The sequence below is a fragment of the Nocardia sp. NPDC051756 genome (assembly GCF_040681495.1).
Lineage (GTDB): Bacteria > Actinomycetota > Actinomycetes > Mycobacteriales > Mycobacteriaceae > Nocardia.
This window is the reverse complement of sequence record NZ_JBFAYV010000006.1, coordinates 174274-190436: the sequence shown is the minus strand read 5'-3', so window position 1 is coordinate 190436 and position 16163 is coordinate 174274. Positions and strand designations below refer to the sequence as shown.

The 16163-nt window shown below is 66.5% G+C and carries 13 protein-coding genes; 3 read left to right on the top strand and 10 right to left on the bottom strand.

Translation table 11 applies throughout. The annotated features are described in order from the left end of the window. Positions 1 to 50: 50 nt before the first annotated feature. Positions 51 to 833, bottom strand: a complete 783-nt coding sequence (locus AB0M22_RS27170) for an enoyl-CoA hydratase-related protein (RefSeq protein ID WP_364732473.1) — start codon at positions 831 to 833, stop codon at positions 51 to 53. An 82-nt stretch (positions 834 to 915) separates the two neighbouring features. Here AB0M22_RS27170 and AB0M22_RS27165 point away from each other — a divergent pair, with 82 nt between their 5' ends. Next, a complete protein-coding gene (locus tag AB0M22_RS27165; RefSeq protein WP_364732470.1) occupies positions 916 to 1536 on the top strand; it encodes a TetR/AcrR family transcriptional regulator in 621 nt (206 codons plus the stop codon). Positions 1537 to 1555: 19 nt separating this feature from the next. Here AB0M22_RS27165 and AB0M22_RS27160 read toward each other — a convergent pair whose 3' ends face one another. Next, positions 1556 to 2134, bottom strand: coding sequence for a TIGR03086 family metal-binding protein (locus AB0M22_RS27160; RefSeq protein WP_364732467.1), 579 nt, complete (start codon positions 2132 to 2134; stop codon positions 1556 to 1558). A 91-nt stretch (positions 2135 to 2225) separates the two neighbouring features. Between AB0M22_RS27160 and AB0M22_RS27155 the strand changes: the two genes are divergently transcribed. After that, complete coding sequence (locus AB0M22_RS27155) at positions 2226 to 2804, top strand: TetR/AcrR family transcriptional regulator (protein ID WP_364732464.1); 579 nt, start codon at positions 2226 to 2228, stop codon at positions 2802 to 2804. A gap of 31 nt (positions 2805 to 2835) precedes the next feature. Here the strand turns inward: AB0M22_RS27155 and AB0M22_RS27150 are convergent, their stop codons facing one another. Genes AB0M22_RS27150 through AB0M22_RS27115 form a run of 8 tightly spaced genes read right to left on the bottom strand, consistent with a single transcriptional unit; the run spans position 2836 to position 14313 of the window. Then, positions 2836 to 4551, bottom strand: coding sequence for a fatty acyl-AMP ligase (locus tag AB0M22_RS27150; RefSeq protein WP_364732461.1), 1716 nt, complete (start codon positions 4549 to 4551; stop codon positions 2836 to 2838). After that, positions 4548 to 5288, bottom strand: a complete 741-nt coding sequence (locus AB0M22_RS27145; RefSeq protein WP_364732458.1) for a 4'-phosphopantetheinyl transferase superfamily protein — start codon at positions 5286 to 5288, stop codon at positions 4548 to 4550. The genes AB0M22_RS27150 and AB0M22_RS27145 overlap by 4 nt, the downstream gene beginning before the upstream one ends. Next, positions 5285 to 6043 carry an alpha/beta fold hydrolase gene (locus AB0M22_RS27140; RefSeq protein ID WP_364732454.1) on the bottom strand — a complete coding sequence of 253 codons (759 nt, stop codon included), beginning with the start codon at positions 6041 to 6043 and terminating at the stop codon, positions 5285 to 5287. Before AB0M22_RS27140 ends, AB0M22_RS27145 begins: the two co-directional genes overlap by 4 nt. Then, a complete protein-coding gene (locus tag AB0M22_RS27135; protein WP_364732452.1) occupies positions 6040 to 7107 on the bottom strand; it encodes an HAD-IIIC family phosphatase in 1068 nt (355 codons plus the stop codon). Before AB0M22_RS27135 ends, AB0M22_RS27140 begins: the two co-directional genes overlap by 4 nt. Positions 7108 to 7128: 21 nt before the next feature. Continuing rightward, positions 7129 to 8280, bottom strand: coding sequence for an acyl-CoA dehydrogenase family protein (locus AB0M22_RS27130; protein ID WP_364732449.1), 1152 nt, complete (start codon positions 8278 to 8280; stop codon positions 7129 to 7131). After that, a complete protein-coding gene (locus tag AB0M22_RS27125; protein WP_364732446.1) occupies positions 8280 to 8546 on the bottom strand; it encodes an acyl carrier protein in 267 nt (88 codons plus the stop codon). The genes AB0M22_RS27130 and AB0M22_RS27125 overlap by 1 nt, the downstream gene beginning before the upstream one ends. 53 nt (positions 8547 to 8599) lie before the next feature. After that, a complete protein-coding gene (locus tag AB0M22_RS27120) occupies positions 8600 to 9442 on the bottom strand; it encodes a 3-hydroxyacyl-CoA dehydrogenase NAD-binding domain-containing protein (RefSeq protein ID WP_364732444.1) in 843 nt (280 codons plus the stop codon). Beyond that, positions 9439 to 14313, bottom strand: a complete 4875-nt coding sequence (locus AB0M22_RS27115; RefSeq protein WP_364732441.1) for an SDR family NAD(P)-dependent oxidoreductase — start codon at positions 14311 to 14313, stop codon at positions 9439 to 9441. The genes AB0M22_RS27120 and AB0M22_RS27115 overlap by 4 nt, the downstream gene beginning before the upstream one ends. A gap of 603 nt (positions 14314 to 14916) precedes the next feature. On the opposite strand from AB0M22_RS27115, the gene AB0M22_RS27110 reads away from it, so the two are divergent. Further along, a complete protein-coding gene (locus AB0M22_RS27110; protein ID WP_364732438.1) occupies positions 14917 to 16143 on the top strand; it encodes a 4-hydroxyphenylacetate 3-hydroxylase N-terminal domain-containing protein in 1227 nt (408 codons plus the stop codon). Positions 16144 to 16163: the final 20 nt, after the last annotated feature.

Genomic DNA, 16163 nt, shown 5'->3' with positions numbered 1-16163 from the left:
TTCCTCGATCATCGTTGCTCGAAACACGTGCTTCACCAGCATAATTCGATTCAGTCGGCGATTCGCGAGCTACGCCAGATCTCGAAGTTGTCGGCGAACTCGCCGCGGGCGAAGGCCGCGGCCTGGGCGACGGCCTCGTGATCGATGGCCGCGGCGAGTCCGCCGTCGGCGGCTTCGCGCAGTAGGCGTTTGGTCGCCGCCGCGGCGAGGGGGTGACGTGCGAACACTGCCGCGAGTTCCAAGGCCTGGTCCAGGGGGTTCTCGTGCACTTGCGAAACCAGCCCGAGTTGCTGTGCCGCGGCAGCATCGACCGGCCGGCCTTCGAGCAGCATTCGCAGTGCCGCGCCGGTACCGATCAAGCGCGGTAGCAGCCAGGTCGCGCCGCAGTCCGGCACCAGGCCCATCCGGATGAACGACGGAAGCAACATCGCCGAGGGTGAGGCGATCCGGACATCGCAGGCCAGGGCGAGCGACATGCCCGCACCAACCGCCGCACCGTCGACCACCGCGATGCTCGGTTGCGGCAACGCCCACAGCAGCGTCGAGGCCCGCATGATCTGCGACAACCCCTCGGCCACTTGCGATTCGGAGGTCACGCCGAGCGTCGCGATCTGGTCGAAATCGCCGCCCGCGCTGAATACGCCGTCCGCTCCGGCCAGGATCACCACGCGAACGTCGGGGTCCGCGGCGATCGCGGTCAACTCCCGCCCCAGCGCGAGCAGCAGCTCATCGGTCAGGGCATTGCGGCGCTGCGGGCGGTCGAGCACGAGTACGCACACCCCGTCCGGTCGACGCTCGACTCGAAGCCCCTCGTTGTGGCGCGTCTCCGGCATCATTGCACCTCCGATTTACGGGTCAGCTGACCTGTATCGCAGATTACAGGTCAAGTGACCTGTCGTCTATATAGTGATTCCCATGGCTCCCACCGCAGCGCGTAATCCTGCGCAAACGCAGCGCGACCGCAGCGACCAGACCCGCGCGCGTTTGATCGAGGCCACCATCAGTTGCATTGCCACCTACGGCTATCCGGCGACCACCACTCGACGGGTCGCCGAGATCGCCGACGCCTCATTGGGCGCGATCGCCCACCACTTCCCCGTCCGGCTCGACCTGATCAAGACCGCACTCGACGAGGTCGGGCAACGGATGGCCATCGACCTGCGCGCGCAAGCCGCCGCGGTCTCTGCCCGCACCGAAGGCCGCACCCCTGCGCTGCTCGACCTGCTCTGGAGCGCCTTCGCCAGTGATCTGTTCGGCGTATGGGTCAAAGTCTGGATCGCCGCAGCAGACGACCCCGCCCTCTACGACGCCCTGGCACCCCTGGAACCGGCCCTGTCCGCAACCTACGCCGCCATCGCCAATGATCTTGCCCCCGAACGCCTCCCCCGCACCGAATGGACCCGCCGAGTAGCCGTAGCCCTGGACGCCATGCGCGGCCTAGCCCTAACCCTCACCGTCCAACCCCGCCCCACCCCCGTCACCCACGACCCCTGGCCCACCACCCGAGCCGAACTAACCGCCCTCCTCGACCGCTGAAAAGCGCGCCGCCCCAGCGTCAGTCGACATGTGAGCGACCCATGAATGCCAGAAGTTGTTGGTGGACGGCGGCATTCGCGGGGGCAGGGTGTTGGGGGTCGAACAGGCCGGGGCGGCGGAAGGTGTCGAAGTCCATGGCGCGCACGGTGGTTAGTAGGTGGGCGGATGCAGGTTCATCGATGAGATGTTGCTGGTTGGTGGTTACGGCTAGGTCTATGCCGTGGACGAGGACCTCTGTCAGGTGAATGAGAGCGCCTAGGGGGCCGGGGACGGGGCCGAAGCCTAGGCGGATGGTGGTGTCGAGGGCGTCGGGGCGGTGCCAGGCGGCGCGGTCGAGGGTGGCGGCGGTGGTGAAGGCGGCTTGGGGGTTCGCGCCGAGCCAGTCGTCGTGGTGGGCGCCGCCGGGGTCGGTGTGGGTGAGTTCGGCGGCGAAGATTCGCATGCCGCCGACCAGGTGGTTGAGTTCGGTGCGGAGGTCCCAGCCCGCGCAGAGGGAGGGCTCGGCGAGGTCGGGTTCGGTGATGCCGGCGACGATGGCGCCGGTCATCGTGAGGGCGAAGTCGATGCGATCGACGATCGCGGGGGTGGTGATGTTCATGTTCGAGGTCCTAACGCAATTGTTGGCTGCGTTAGTGACTGTAGGTTCGGTGGCACACAAACGCAAGCCGCAACTGCGTTAAGCTGAGGTGGTGGCAGAGAAAGAGACTGCTCGCCGGCCGGGCGGGCGTAGCGCTCGCGTGCAGGCGGCGGTGCATCGGGCGGTGACCGAATTGGTGGCCGAGCGTGGGTATGGCAACTTCACCGTTGGCGAGGTTGCCGCAAAGGCGGGGGTGGCCGATTCGAGCATCTATCGCCGATGGGGCACGCTCGAGGCGCTGACCTCGGATGTTGCCTTGACTTGGCTCACCACCAACTCACCGATCCCGGACACCGGCAGTCTCGATTCCGATCTGCGCCGGTACGCGGCCGGCGTGGCGCGCGATGTCAGCGGACCCGACGGGCTCGCCGTCCTGCGCCTCCTCATCGCCCTGTCACAGGCAGGCACGGCGGGCGCGCAAGCCCGCGACCAGTTCCTGACCGAACGCCGCAGGCAACTCCAGCAGATGCTGGACCGGGCAGCCGCGCGGGGCGAGAACCCACCGGACGCCACCGATGTGCTCGACCACATCCTTGCGCCGATCTACGTCCGCACCCTGTTCGATATGGGCACAACGACTTCCGGCTACGTCGACAAACTCGTCGATCGGATACTCGCCGGCACCCGATGAGATCAGCTCTGCCGTAACCGCTTCGGCCCGATCAGGGCAGCACGGTCAGTGCGCCGTCGCGATACTGTTCGCGGACAACGTATCTGCGGACTTTCCCGCTGGAGGTCAGCGGCACCGAGCCTGCGGTCACCAAAACCACGTCGTCGAGCCGCAATCCGTTGTGCTCACCGACTGCTCGGCGCACGGCGGTGACGATCTCGTCCTTGTCGACCTCCTCGGCGTTGCGGTCCCGATTCAGTTCGGCGACTACGACCAGGGCGGGCTCGTCGCGATCGAGGAATTGGAATGCCACGCAGCGGTCAGGGCGCAGCGCGGGATGGGAGTCCATCGCGGCGGCTTCGATGTCGGAGGGGTAGTGGTTATATCCGTCGACGATGATGAGGTCTTTGCGGCGTCCGGTGACGTAAAGCTGTCCCTCGTGGACGAATCCGAGGTCGCCGGTGCGCAGGAAGTGGCCGTCGCGGCCGGTGATGGTGGCGGCGAAGGTGTCTTCCGTCGCCTCCGGTGCATCCCAGTATCCGAGCCCGATGCTGTTGCCGCGCAAGCAGATTTCGCCGACCTGACCGTCCGGCAGCGGGGTGTTCGTGTCCGGGTCGGTGAGGAGAAGTTCGTAGGCGTCGTTGAGTTCGCCGCTGGCGACCAAGCGGCGGCCGCCGCTCGAGACCGGCTCCACGCGCCCCTTGGCGAGCGCGGTGGGGTCCACCTCGACGGTCGTGAGCCCGCTGCCGCTGGGACCACCGGTCACCAAAAGGGTTGCCTCCGCGAGCCCGTAGCAGGGGAACAGGCTGTGCGCGTCGAAACCTGATGCACGGAAGTGGTCGGCGAAGGCCGCCATGGTGTCCGCGCGGACAGGTTCCGCGCCGCAGAGAGCCACCCGCAGCGGCGACAGGTCATAGGTCGCCACCTGTTCCGCGGACACTCGTCGCACACAAAGGGCGAAGGAGAAGTTCGGCGCAACGGTATGGGTCGCACCGAACTTCGACATCGCCGCTATCCACCGGGACGGCCGCTGCACAAAAGCCAAGGGCGACATACTGATAACGGTCGAGTCGCTGTACACCGGATAGGTGACCATGCTCAGCAGACCCATGTCGTGGAAGGTCGGCAGCCAGGCCACACCGACCCCGGCGCCGATCTGCCCGGTAACCAGCCGGAGGTTGGCGAGCACGTTGCCGTGCGTGAGCGCGACACCCTTCGGCTCCCCGGTCGAGCCGGACGAGTACTGCAAATGAGCGATGGTGTCGCTGGTGACGCCCGGATCGCGGTACCCGTCAGCCTCGGCCAGCTCAACGCGGTCGGTCACCACCGTGCGCAGCCCGGCGAATCCGTCGGCCTCGGCCAGCACCGGCGTCAGCAGCGGCTCGATGTCGGCACTGGTGAGCAGCAGCCGCGCGCCGGAGTTCCCGGTGATCGACGCCAGCCGAGCAAGACTGTCCGCCAGCTTGTTCGGCTGCGGCGGCGCAACGGGCACCGCGATCACACCGGCATAGAGGCACCCGTAGAAGCCGACCACGAATTCCAGGCCGGGCGCGTAGAGCAGCAACGCCCGATCCCCCGGCCTGGCGACCGACGCCAGATGCGCGGCCACCGCGCGCGCAGCGCGATCCAGCTGCGGGAAAGTCATGGTCGCCGTGACCTGGTCCCCGTCACCGAGGTGATGGAACCGGACCTCGTCGGGCGTGGCCGCCGCGCGGGCGGCCAGCATTTCCGCGAGGGTGGCGGGTTCGACCGCGAAATAGGTTGTCATGCTTGCACTCCTGACGTCCGGTGCCGGACAGTCGATTCGGCACTGGCTGATTCGGCCGGGCGCAGCGGATAACGACGAGGCACTCGGTCGCCGACGACGGCCCCGACGTAGCGGGTGCCGAGGCCGAAATGATGGACGTATCGCGCGGGCAGATCGACACCGTCGACCCCCGAAACCACCGCGCGCCCAGCCTGATCGGTGCTCAGCTCGATCGTGTCGGGCGAGACCGTCAGCCCGCTACCCAACCACTTGAGGTAGCTCTCCTTCGCGACCCAATGGTGCAGAAAGCGCCCAGGGTCCGCGCCCACTCGTTCCACCTCGCGCGGCGTGAGCACCCGCGGCGCCAACCCGGCCAGATCGAAATAGGCGTCCAGCGATTCGGCGTCGACCCCGATCGAGCCCAGCCCGGCGATGGCGATCACGGCGAGCCCACCGGTGTGCGTGAGATTGAATGCCGGTGCTGTGCCGGGCAATCCCGGCTTGCCGTGCTCCCCCACCGTGAAGACCAGATCCTCGGGCGGACACCCGACATATGCCGAGAGCACGCGTCGCATCGTCGCCCGGACACGAATGAAGTCGGCGGCGAACGCGGCAGTATCGAACCGGTCGCTGCGCGCCAGCTCCTCGGACGACAGCACCAGACGATCACCGGCCGAACACTTCCCGCTCAACCCGAACCACCACAGAGCGACACCGTCGGGCGCGATCGTCCGGCGCGGGGCGGTGTCGCCGCTCATAACGAGCCAAGCACGCAGTGCCGTACCCGCCGAAGCACGGTGTCGCGGTGCGTGATCGGGAAGAAATGCCCACCCGGCACCAGCCGAATATCGACGCCCGCCGAACCGCACTCGGCCCACGGCTCCAGCTCGGCCATCGACACGTGGGTGTCGGAACTGCCGCTGAGCACGGTGATCGGCACATCCAGCCGCGGCTCCGGCTCATATCGATAGGTCTGGTCGACCCCGAGGTCCGCCCGCATCAAACTCAGCACCTGCGCCCGCATCTGCGCGTCATCGAGGACCTCTTCCGGGGTGCCGCCGAGCCGGTAGACGATCTCCAGCAGCGTCGAATCGGACGCCATGCGCACCCACGGCAGCCGCGAAGGCTTGTGCGGCGCACGCCGTCCCGACACGATCAGATGCGCCGGCCGCGGCCCCGCGCCCGCACTGAGCCTGCGGGCCAATTCGTACGCGACGAGGGCACCCAGGCTGTGCCCGAACAGCACGAACGGTTCGCGCCATTCACCGTCCATCACGGCGAGCAGGTCGTCGAGCAACGGCCCGAGATTCTCGAAAGGCTCGTCGCGCATGCGTAATTCGCGCCCCGGCGGTTGCAGCGGCACGACGTCCACCTCGGGTTGCAACTGCTTACGCCACGGCAGGTACGTGGACGCGCCGGCCCCGGCATGCGGCAGGCAATACAACGTCGTCGCCGCGCCGCCGGGCGGCGGGTACGGCATCCACTTACGCGCGTCGATCGCGGGCGCGTTCATCGCCGGTGCTCCGCGGCGAGCGTCTGCACCGTGAGGTAGGCGGGTGGCGGCGGTGGCGGCGCGGCGGACGCGGCCAGCAGCGTAATGCCGTCCTGCTCACCGATTTCGGTGAACCCGGCGAACCGATAGGTGATGTACATGATCCGATTCCGTTCGGTAGGCACGTATTCCGCGACCAGCCGGGCGCCGTCGGCCTGCGCCAGCCGGACCACATGATTCAGCAATACCGTCCCCACTCCCCGCGAAATCACCCGGCACGACATCAGCAGCAGCTTCAGCCGCCACTGCTCGGCGCCGCGTTGCGCCAGCGCGAGCCCGACCTGCCCGTAAGTCCCGTACTTGTCTTCCAGCTCGGCCATCAACAGCACATGATCATCGGAATCCGCGTGCGCGGCAAGCTCTTCGGCCGAGTACATCACCCCGGTCGAGTTCAGCTGATTGGTCCGCACGACCAGCTCTTCGGCGCGACCGATATCCGCCGGACCCGCCGGGCTGATGGTGAAACGCATATCCAGCGTGGCCAGGAACTCGTCATTGGTACCGGAGAACTGATCCTCGGCCGACGAACGTTCGATACTCGCCCGATACATGTGCCGCCGCACCCGCGAATCGGCTGTCACCTGCTTCGGCTGGAATTCCGGTCGATTCGGCAGATCCGCCGCTTGTTCGGCATCTATACAAAGGACCTCCGGATGGGCGAACCCGACCTCGTCCCGCTCCAGCGCCTGATCATCGACGAACGCGAGCGTATCGATCCCGATATCGAGCCGCTCGGCGATCGTCGCGACCGAGGCGGATTTGTTGTTCCAGCCGATCTGCGGATGCAGAAAGTATTCGGCGATCCCCAGCTCGGTCAGCTTCGCGAGGGCGATCTCCGGATCGTTGCGGCTGGCGATGGAATGCAGGATGCCGCGCTCGTCCAGCGCGACGATCGTTTCCCGGATGCCCGGCTTCAGCTCGGTGACCGCGGCGTTCTCCAGCAGGATCCCCGCCCACAGGGTGTGGTCCAGATCCCAGACCACGCACTTGATGTAGCGGGGACGCTTACGCACGTCTGATGTCATCGGATTCCCTGGCCTCCCTGATCAATCGACCTCGACGACCCGAGCCTGATTGCGGCAGGCGTCGGTAGCGATGAGCACATGTTGCATCTGGGTGCTGCCCTCGATGATCTCCATCACCTTCGCGTCGCGCAGATATCGGCCGACCGGATACTCGTCGCTGCATCCGCGCGCACCGTGCAGTTGCACCGCGTCGTTGGCGGCGGCGACCGCCGAGGTGGCGGCGAATTGTTTGGCAATACAGGTCGCCATGATGGTGTCGGGACTACCGGCATCCTTCAATTGAGCAGCCTGGCGAACCAAAAGCCGCGCCGCCCGCGTATTGGTGGCGATGGTGGAGATCATCTGTTGCACGAGTTGGTGTTCGCGCAGCAGCGACCCGCCCTGATGCCGCGTGTTGGCGTAACTCACGCAGGCTTGCAGACACGCCTGCATGATGCCGACACACCCGGCGGCGACGCTGAACCTTCCGATGTCGAGCACTCCCGTCGCGATGGCCAACCCCATGCCCTCGGGCCCGATGATCGCGTCGGCCCCGACCCGGCAGTTCTCGAACACGATCTCGGCGACCTGGCTACCGCGCGTGCCGGTGATGTGCGCCACCGGAATTCGGCGAATCCCCGGACTCGCCGCGTCGACCAGGAACGCGGCCGGCCCGCGCTCGGTGCGGGCGAACACCAGCAGCACGTCGGCCAGTTGGCCACCGGTGACCCACAACTTGTGGCCGTCGATCACCCACTCGTCGCCATCCCGCTCGGCCGTGGCGCTGAGCGCGGCGAAATCGCTACCGGCCTCGGGCTCGGTGAGGCAGAACGCGCCGAGCACGGCGCCGGTGACCATATCGCCCTTCCACCGCCGCTTCGCCGTCTCGGTCCCCCATCGATCCAGCGCGTACAACGCCATCGAGTGCACGGTCAGCAGGCTGCGCATGGACGAGCAGCCGCGACCCACCTCCTCGTGCGCCCGCGCGAGCGCGATCATGCCCGCACCGGTGCCGCCGTCCGCTTCCGACAGCACCGCACCCCACAGCCCGCGCTCGGCGAACTCGGTCACCATGCCCGGGTCGATCCGCCCCGCACGATCGAACTCGGCCGCCCGCGGCGCAACCACCTCGTCGACGAAGGCGGAGATCGCCGTCCGCGACCAGTCGTGGCGCACCTCGGTCCGCACGGCCATCACGCCACCTCGGTGACCGAGCCACGACCGTTGCCGAGCCGGCCGACCAGGTCGGTCATCACGTCCACGGTGCGGAAGTTGTCCAGCGTCAGCTCGTCATTGGGGATCCGGGCATCGAGGTTCTGCTCGATGAACATGACCAGCTCCATCGCGAACAGCGAGTTGACGAAGCCGCTTTCGAAGATGTCGTGGTCGTCTTGCAGCTTCCCCTCGGGGAAGCGCTTGGCGACGAAGTCACGGAGTTCGGCACGGGCATCGGAGAACATAACTGCGGTCCTGTCGGTTACGGGGCAAATGGTTCGGTGTGCGAGCCCTCTGTTCAGGTGTACGAGAAGAAGCCCTGGCCGGTCTTCCGGCCGTGTAGTCCGGCATCCACCATCTTTTTCAGCAAGGGGCACGGTCGATACTTGCTGTCTCCGTAGAACTCCTGGAGGCCCTCGATGCTGTACAGGATGGTGTCGAGCCCGATGAGGTCCGCCGTTTCCAGCGGTCCCGAGGCGTGCCCGAAGCAGGACCGGAAGATCTCGTCGACCTCGGCCGCCGCGGCGACCCCGTCCTGCAACAGGAATATCGCCTCGTTGACCATCAGCATCAACACTCGGTTGGACACGAAGCCGGGCATGTCGTTGACCAGGATGCCGCGCTTGTCGAGGTCGGTGAGCAGTTGCATCGCGGTGGCGATGGTGGTCTCGGAGGTGTGCCAGCCGCGGATCACCTCGACGGTGGATTTCATCGGCACCGGGTTCATGAAGTGCATGCCGATCACCCGGTCCGGCCGGTTGGTCGCCCCGCCGATCTTGGTGATCGGGATGCACGAGGTGTTGGCCGCGAAAACCGTTTCGGGCGCACAGATCCGGTCCAGTTCCGGATAGATCTCGGCCTTGAGCGCCCAGTTCTCGGTGATGTTCTCGATGACGAACTCCGCCGGGCCGGCCTCGCCGATATCGGTGGTGTAGGTGACCCGCTGGGTCAGATCGCCGTACTTCTCGGTGTCGTGGCCGAACAGGCGCCCGGTGCGGGAGTATCGCACCACCTCCCTCTCCGCCCGGTCGAGCTGTTCGCGGGCGCGGTCCACGAGTACGACCGAAATCCCGTGCGCCGCAAGGGCTTGGGCCAGGCCGGTGCCCATGACGCCGGCCCCGATCACTCCGACGAGCTTCATGTCCGTGCCTTCCTTTCCGCTGTGGTCGTCGTGAGCAGGTAGTCGGCCATGTCCGCGATCGTCGGCGCTTCGAACAGCGCCACCGTCGGGATGACCGCGCGGAACTGCTGTTTGATCGAGTTGATCAGTTGCAGGCCGACCAGCGAGTTGCCGCCGGACTCGAAGAAGTTGTCGTGCGGGCCGACCTGGTCGACGCCGAGGGCCTGCTGCCAGAGTTCGGCGAGCCGGCGTTGGTAGTCCTCGCGGGTACGCTCGGGTGGCGCGGCGGTGATCCGCGGTGCCGATGAGGTGTTCTCGCGCAACGGATCTCCGCCGCCGACCCAGGCCTCGATGCGGTGGTGCAGTTGGCCCGCTGAGACGACCGCGCGGCGTGGGCCGCCCGCGATGAGGCGGTCGAGCACAGCGAGTGCGTCCGTGGCAGCGAACGAGTACTTGTCCAATGACTCTGCGACGCCGGAGTTTTCGCCGGGTTGCACGGTCGCCTGCCAGGTGTCCCAGCAGGCCGAGCGCCAGGCGGATCCGCCGGGCAGGCCGCGCATTGTGGCGAATTGGTCCTGGAAGGCGTTCGCGGCGGCGTAGGCGGCGAATCCGATACCGCCGAGGACCGCCGACATCGAGGACAGCAGGACGACGAAGTCGGGACGCTCGCCGCGGAGCGCGTCGGCGAGGGCGATCGTGCCGTCGACCTTGGCGCGGAAGTGTGCTCCGCAGATCTCCGGAGAGGTCTCGGCGATCGTGGTGAAGGCGTCCGGGGACAACACGCCGGCGGCGTGGATCACGCCGTCGATCGGTCCGAATTGTTTGCGGGCGTTGGCTATTGCGGCCGCTGTGGCGTCTCGATCACCGATATCGCAGGATCGCACGAGTACCTCGGCACCGGCCTTGGTCAGGTCGCGCACGGCGGTCGCCTTTGCCCGCGACGCTTCGCCTGCCTTGGCGACCGATTCCTCGTCGTCGAGATCCGGGAGCGGAGTCCTCGCGAGCAGTACCAGCTTCACCTCGGACGCTGCCGCGGCCAGATGCGCTGCCGCCTGGAGGCCGATACTTCCTGTCCCGCCGGTGATTACGTAGACGCCGCCGTCGCGCACGTACGGTGCGGGCGCGTCGAGCGTGAGCGGCCTGAAGCGTTTCACCAGTCTGCGCCGACCACGGCGAGCGATCGCGGTGTCGATGCCCGGCCAATTCAGCTCGGCGACAACGGATTCGGTCAGCTCATCCCACGAGCCGTCCTCGTCGTCGACGGGGGTGACGATGTCGAAGGTACGCACCGCCAGGCCAGGGTATTCCTGTCCCGTGGTCAGCGCGGGTCCGGTCACGGTCGTCTTGCCCGGATGCAGGTCATCCTCCGGATCGATGATCTGCGCGTGGTCGGTGACGACCAATATCCGGCATCCATCGATAGCCTGACTACCCAACTGACCGGCCAGTGCCATCAGGCTGTCGAACCCGAGACGTCGATGCGCGGCCGCATCGGCATGCGGATCAGTGTTCGGTCCACTCACCGACCACAGATGAAGAACGGTGCGCGGCAACAGGTCCCGATCGGAAAGCGCCGCGACGAGTTCCGCATAGTCGGCCGACACATCGGGCCGGATACGATAGCCGTCCGCGCCGGAAGTACCGAATTCGGTTCCCGGAGCGACGGATACCCAGTCGACGCCGTCCAGGATCTTGGCCAAGTGCCGGGCCAGTTCGGCACTGCACGTGTCGGGATCGATGAAGACGAGGTAGGGACCCTGCCGGTGCACGGCATCCTCGGATGCCGGAGCCGTGACCCACTGCGGTTCGAAGAGTTCCGTTGCCGCCGCGGCAACCGCCCTGACCGGCTGGGCCCGGCTATTCCCCGACTCCGGCCAGAACTGTTGGTGCTTGAACGAATACGTCGGCAGCGACAGCGACGTGCCCGACGAGCCGATGCGCGACCAGTCGACATCCACGCCGCCGACCCACAGGCGACCGAGCGTGCGGGCAACGATCATCTCGTCCGGATCACGCGTCGCCGAGCCCCGCAACGTCGGCAGCGCCGCGGCACCGCCGGACTGCACCAGCACCTGACTGACCAGGCTCGCCAGCTGACCGGCCCCGAGGTCGATCACCACACACGGATCCGACTCGGCAAGCGTGTACACACCCTCGGCGAACTCGACCGTCGAACACATCTGGTCCGCCCAGTAATGCGGGTCGCGCGCTTGCTCATCGGTGATCCACGTGCCGGTCAGGTTGGACACGAACGGAATTCGCGGCGCACGCAACTCGAGGCCGTCGAACAGGTCGATCAACCGCTCCCGCAACGGATCCAGCAGCGGAGAATGCATCGCGCGAGTAGTCGGCACCCGCCGCGCGGCGATCTCGTCCGCGGCGAGACGCTGTTCGAGCCCGACGATGGCGTCCTCGGTACCGGCGACCACAACCGTGTTGGGGCTGTTGATCGCGGCGCAGGACAGCTCCGGACCGAGATACTCGGCAACGCGGTCCGTGGCGGCCGCAACCGTGAGCATCGCGCCGGGCTCGGCCTCCGCGACGAGTTGCGCCCGCCGCACGACCAGCGGCAACGCAACCTCGACGTCGAACACGCCCGCCACGCAGGCGGCGGAATACTCCCCGAGGCTGTAGCCGAGCAGGCCGCTCGGTTCGACGCCGTAGCTCTGCCACATCCGCGCGGCGGCATAGCTCAGGGCGAACACCACCGCGTGCGCCAAGTCGATTCGAGTGACCGGCTCGCCGGCCGCGGCCGGACCGCCGCGCAAGGCCGCGAACGGGTCCGACGCCACCGGTGCCGCATCCGAATACAGGGCGGTGCGCAGGTCCGTGCCCAGCGATTCGGCCGCGACTTCGGCACAGTGATCGATCGCGTCCCGGAACACCCGATGCGATCGATACAGGTCACGGCCCATCCCGACGAACTGATCGCCGGTGCCCGGCAACACGAATCGCACGGTCGGCCGCGGTCCACGCGGCACGGTCGCGAGCGGCACCCGGCGCCCCACCTCGTCGAGCGCTTCGGCGGCGTCCAGGAGCGTCCGGAACGGGATCGCCGTGCGACAGGGCATGGAATTCCGCCCGGTCTGCAAGGTGGTGGCCACGTCGGCCGGGGCCAATCGCGGATGGCTGCGCAGATACTCCGACACCGCGTGCGCGGTGTTGGTCAGCGTCTCGGGCGAGCGTCCCGACAACGGCAGAATGTGCCAGCGCTCTTCGGGATCCGGCTCGGCCGCGTCGACCGGCGGCGCGGAAACGATGACATGCGCATTGGTCCCCGACCAGCCGAACGAACTGACCCCGGCGGTGGCAATGCGCTCGGCCTCGCGCGGCCACGGAATGTTCTCGTGCGGCAACCGAACCGGGCCGGCCGACCAATCGATCGCCGGATTCGGTTCCCGCAGATGCAGATTCCGCGGAATGGTGCCCCGGTTCAGCGCCAGAACGGTTTTGATCAACCCGGCCATCCCCGCGGCCCCGGTCAGATGACCGATGTTCGTCTTCACCGCACCCACGTACAGCGGCCGGGCTTCCGCCCGCGCAGCACCGAAAACCTCGGTCAACGCGCCGATTTCGATCGCGTCACCGAGCTGCGTCCCCGAACCGTGCGCCTCGACGAAATCGATGCTGTCGGCACTGATTCCGGCGTTCTGCTGCGCAGCACGGATGACGGCGACCTGCGCGGCCCGGTTCGGCGCGGTCAACCCGTTGCTCATGCCGTCCTGGTTCACCGCCGACCCACGCACCACCGCGAGCACCTGATGCCGCCGGGCTCGCGCATCGGAGAGCCGTTCGACGACGACCGCCCCACACCCCTCACCGAGCAGAAACCCGTCCGCTTCTGCGTCGAACGTCTTGCACCGCCCGTCCGCGGCGAGCATCCGCATCTTGCAGGCCTGCTGATAGGTGTCGGGATGCACGATCGCGCTGACCCCGGCGACCACGGCCCGGTCGCACTCGCCGTTGCGAATGCTGTTGATCGCCAGGTGCAATGCCACCAGCGACGACGAGCAGGCCGTGTCGACCACCAGGCTCGGCCCGCGCAGGTCGAGTAGATAGGACAGCCGGCCGGCCGCGACACTGGACGCGCTTCCCAGACCCACGTATGGGTCGTCCAATTCGCGGTGCCCGCCGTGGTCGACCAGCACGTTCGCATACCGGCTGTCGGCCATCATGCCGACGAACACCCCCGTGCGGCTCCCCCGAATCTGCTCCAGCGGGATCGCGGCATCCTCGAATGCCGCCCACACCGTCTCCAGCAGCATCCGCTGCTGCGGGTCCATCCGGATCGCCTCGCGCGGCGAGATGCCGAAGAACTGGGCGTCGAATCCGGCGAGGTCGTCTACGAACGCGCCCTTGGTCGTGTACGTCGTCTCCGCGGAATAGGGATCCGGATCGAAGAATTGCTGTGCGTCCCAGCGTTGCTGGGGCACGTCCGTCGCGGTATCGATGCCGTCGGCCAGGTTGCGCCAGAACAATTGCGGCGTGTTCGCCCCGCCGGGAAACCGGCAGGCCAGGCCGGCGATACCCACCACATGGTCATCGGAATCCAGTTCGCGCGCCTCGGGCTTCGATCCGGCGGTCTCGCCGATTCCACCGAAATCCGGTGCGGCGGTGGCTACTTGCGCGGCGGTGCCGACGAGTGCGGCACTCAACTGTTCGACCGTCGGGTGCTCGTACAGCAGGGTTTCCGGCAGGCTGCGCCCCAGCCACTCCTCCAGCTCACCCGACAGCCCTACCGCATCCGACGAGGTCAGACCGTACGCGGCGAACGTGGTGGTGCGATCGATCGCCGCCGGATTCATTCCGATGATCTGGCTGATCTTCTCTGCCACCCATTCCTCGATCGCCTGCCGATCGAAGTCACCGGACCCCACCCGATTCGTCTCCACCAATACCGCCCTTCAGACATCGGGGTCACGGCCTGAATGGGATTAGGAATAGCTCAGCCCCTGGTGGCCCCGAATCTAGCACCGACACACCCACCTCGCAACGCCGTTTATCGCATACTTCCTACCAGCACATTTGAATACAGGTCGTTTGAGACAAGGTATGCTTCCGCGCACGTCTGATCACATTGTCTCGTTATCGATGAAAGACGCAACCCCCCAATAAGGGGGCTACCGATTGCTGTCAAACCCCCCGATCGGGGGGTTTACAAACAACCTATCTGCTGCCATTAAGATAATGCAGAAAGAGCCCGTGACGTTAAATCGCAAAATGCTACGATGTGAGCAGCGTCACAGGCCCTTCAATGGTTACACACCGGTAGGTCGGCTACCTTGAAGACGGGGTGGGCTACAGGTTTTCCCATCCTGAAGCCGAGGTGTTATGAATTCGATTTAATTGATCAGAGGTCTACATTGCCTGAACTTTACCCGGGGGTAGTCATCCGATTACTCGGACGCTCAGATGCCCACGTCACCAGCAGTTTCCGACCGAAGTCGCGCGCAGCTACATTTTCGGCCGCCAGGTCACAGGACTAAGGATATCCAGTGGAAACTCAGCAGATCAGCTGCTCGACCGAAAGCATTTCGGCCACCTTTGCGGAGCGCACCGATACCCCGTTCGCCAAAACTCTGGACGGCTTGCGCACCAATCCGGATATGAAATTGTTCTGGGACTGCATCTGGACCCCGCCGGAAACGAAAGAGCAATTCCTGGAGTACGCCGGACAGTTACGCCGGTTCGCGACGCACAGCGGCGGATTACTCGGGCGCAGCCCGGACTTCCTGGCCGGTATCGTCTCCGCCTGGGCCGCCAACGCGGACCATTTCGGCGAAGGCGCGGACGCGATCCGGGAGTTTCACCGCGAATGCCGAGCCGGCAATTGGATCCTCACCCACGCGATCTCCGACATCTCCGAACGCGGGCGCATTTCCGAAGACCATCTGCTGAAAGTCGTGGCGCGCGACGCCGACGGTATCTACCTCAGCGGTTTCAAACAACTGGCCACCCTCGCGCTCTATTCCGATGTGCTGCTGATCTACCCCTACCGCCAGCTGACACCGGCCGAGGATTACACCGCGCTGTGCGTCGCCATCGCACCCGACGCCAGCGGCGTGACCGTGCATTCCCGGACCGGCTTCCGCGGCGCGCACGAGCTTCCGGACCAGTCCATCGATGTCCTCGACGAACAAGACGCGATCATCGAGCTGGACCACGCCTTCGTGCCCAACTCCCGGGTCTTCATCGACGGATCCATCGAGCGCTGCAACAACCTGCGCGCGGGCACCGGCATGACCCATCCCGCCTGGATCCAGGCGCTGGCCCGGATGGCCGCCAAGGCCGAAATGTATTACGCGCTCGCGCAACGCGTGCTCGACGGCGGTCAGACCTCGGTCAAAGAGCCGGCGGTGGTCCTGGCGAAGTTGCGCCGTTTCGCCGCGAGCACCGAACGCGATTTCCAGTCCGCGCTCGAATCCGCCACCTTCGACGAACGCTACGGTTTCTGGGCCGCCGAGCGCGGCATGCTGCTGCAAGGCATCGGCAACTTCACCGAGCGCATCGAGGGCGCCGCGACGCTGCTTTCGCAGATTGCCGGACTGGACCTGATCTGCCCGAAACCCGGCCGCACGACGCAGCACGGCCTGATTCCCGCCGCACCGCAGCTCTCCGATTGGACGTTGTTCACCAACCTTTCCTCGGGCGCCTACGGATATCGACAGAACAAATACGAGCTGGCCTTCGTCGGTGATCCCGATCGGCTCGCCGCTGGCTGACCGGCGCGAGCACAGACCGA

Excerpts from the sequence above, each read along its gene's own strand:
- AB0M22_RS27170 (WP_364732473.1), bottom strand. The coding sequence starts at position 833 with ATGCCGGAGACGCGCCACAACGAGGGGCTTCGAGTCGAGCGTCGACCG.
- AB0M22_RS27165 (WP_364732470.1), top strand. The coding sequence starts at position 916 with ATGGCTCCCACCGCAGCGCGTAATCCTGCGCAAACGCAGCGCGACCGC.
- AB0M22_RS27160 (WP_364732467.1), bottom strand. The coding sequence starts at position 2,134 with ATGAACATCACCACCCCCGCGATCGTCGATCGCATCGACTTCGCCCTC.
- AB0M22_RS27150 (WP_364732461.1), bottom strand. The coding sequence starts at position 4,551 with ATGACAACCTATTTCGCGGTCGAACCCGCCACCCTCGCGGAAATGCTG.
- AB0M22_RS27145 (WP_364732458.1), bottom strand. The coding sequence starts at position 5,288 with ATGAGCGGCGACACCGCCCCGCGCCGGACGATCGCGCCCGACGGTGTC.
- AB0M22_RS27140 (WP_364732454.1), bottom strand. The coding sequence starts at position 6,043 with ATGAACGCGCCCGCGATCGACGCGCGTAAGTGGATGCCGTACCCGCCG.
- AB0M22_RS27135 (WP_364732452.1), bottom strand. The coding sequence starts at position 7,107 with ATGACATCAGACGTGCGTAAGCGTCCCCGCTACATCAAGTGCGTGGTC.
- AB0M22_RS27130 (WP_364732449.1), bottom strand. The coding sequence starts at position 8,280 with ATGGCCGTGCGGACCGAGGTGCGCCACGACTGGTCGCGGACGGCGATC.
- AB0M22_RS27125 (WP_364732446.1), bottom strand. The coding sequence starts at position 8,546 with ATGTTCTCCGATGCCCGTGCCGAACTCCGTGACTTCGTCGCCAAGCGC.
- AB0M22_RS27120 (WP_364732444.1), bottom strand. The coding sequence starts at position 9,442 with ATGAAGCTCGTCGGAGTGATCGGGGCCGGCGTCATGGGCACCGGCCTG.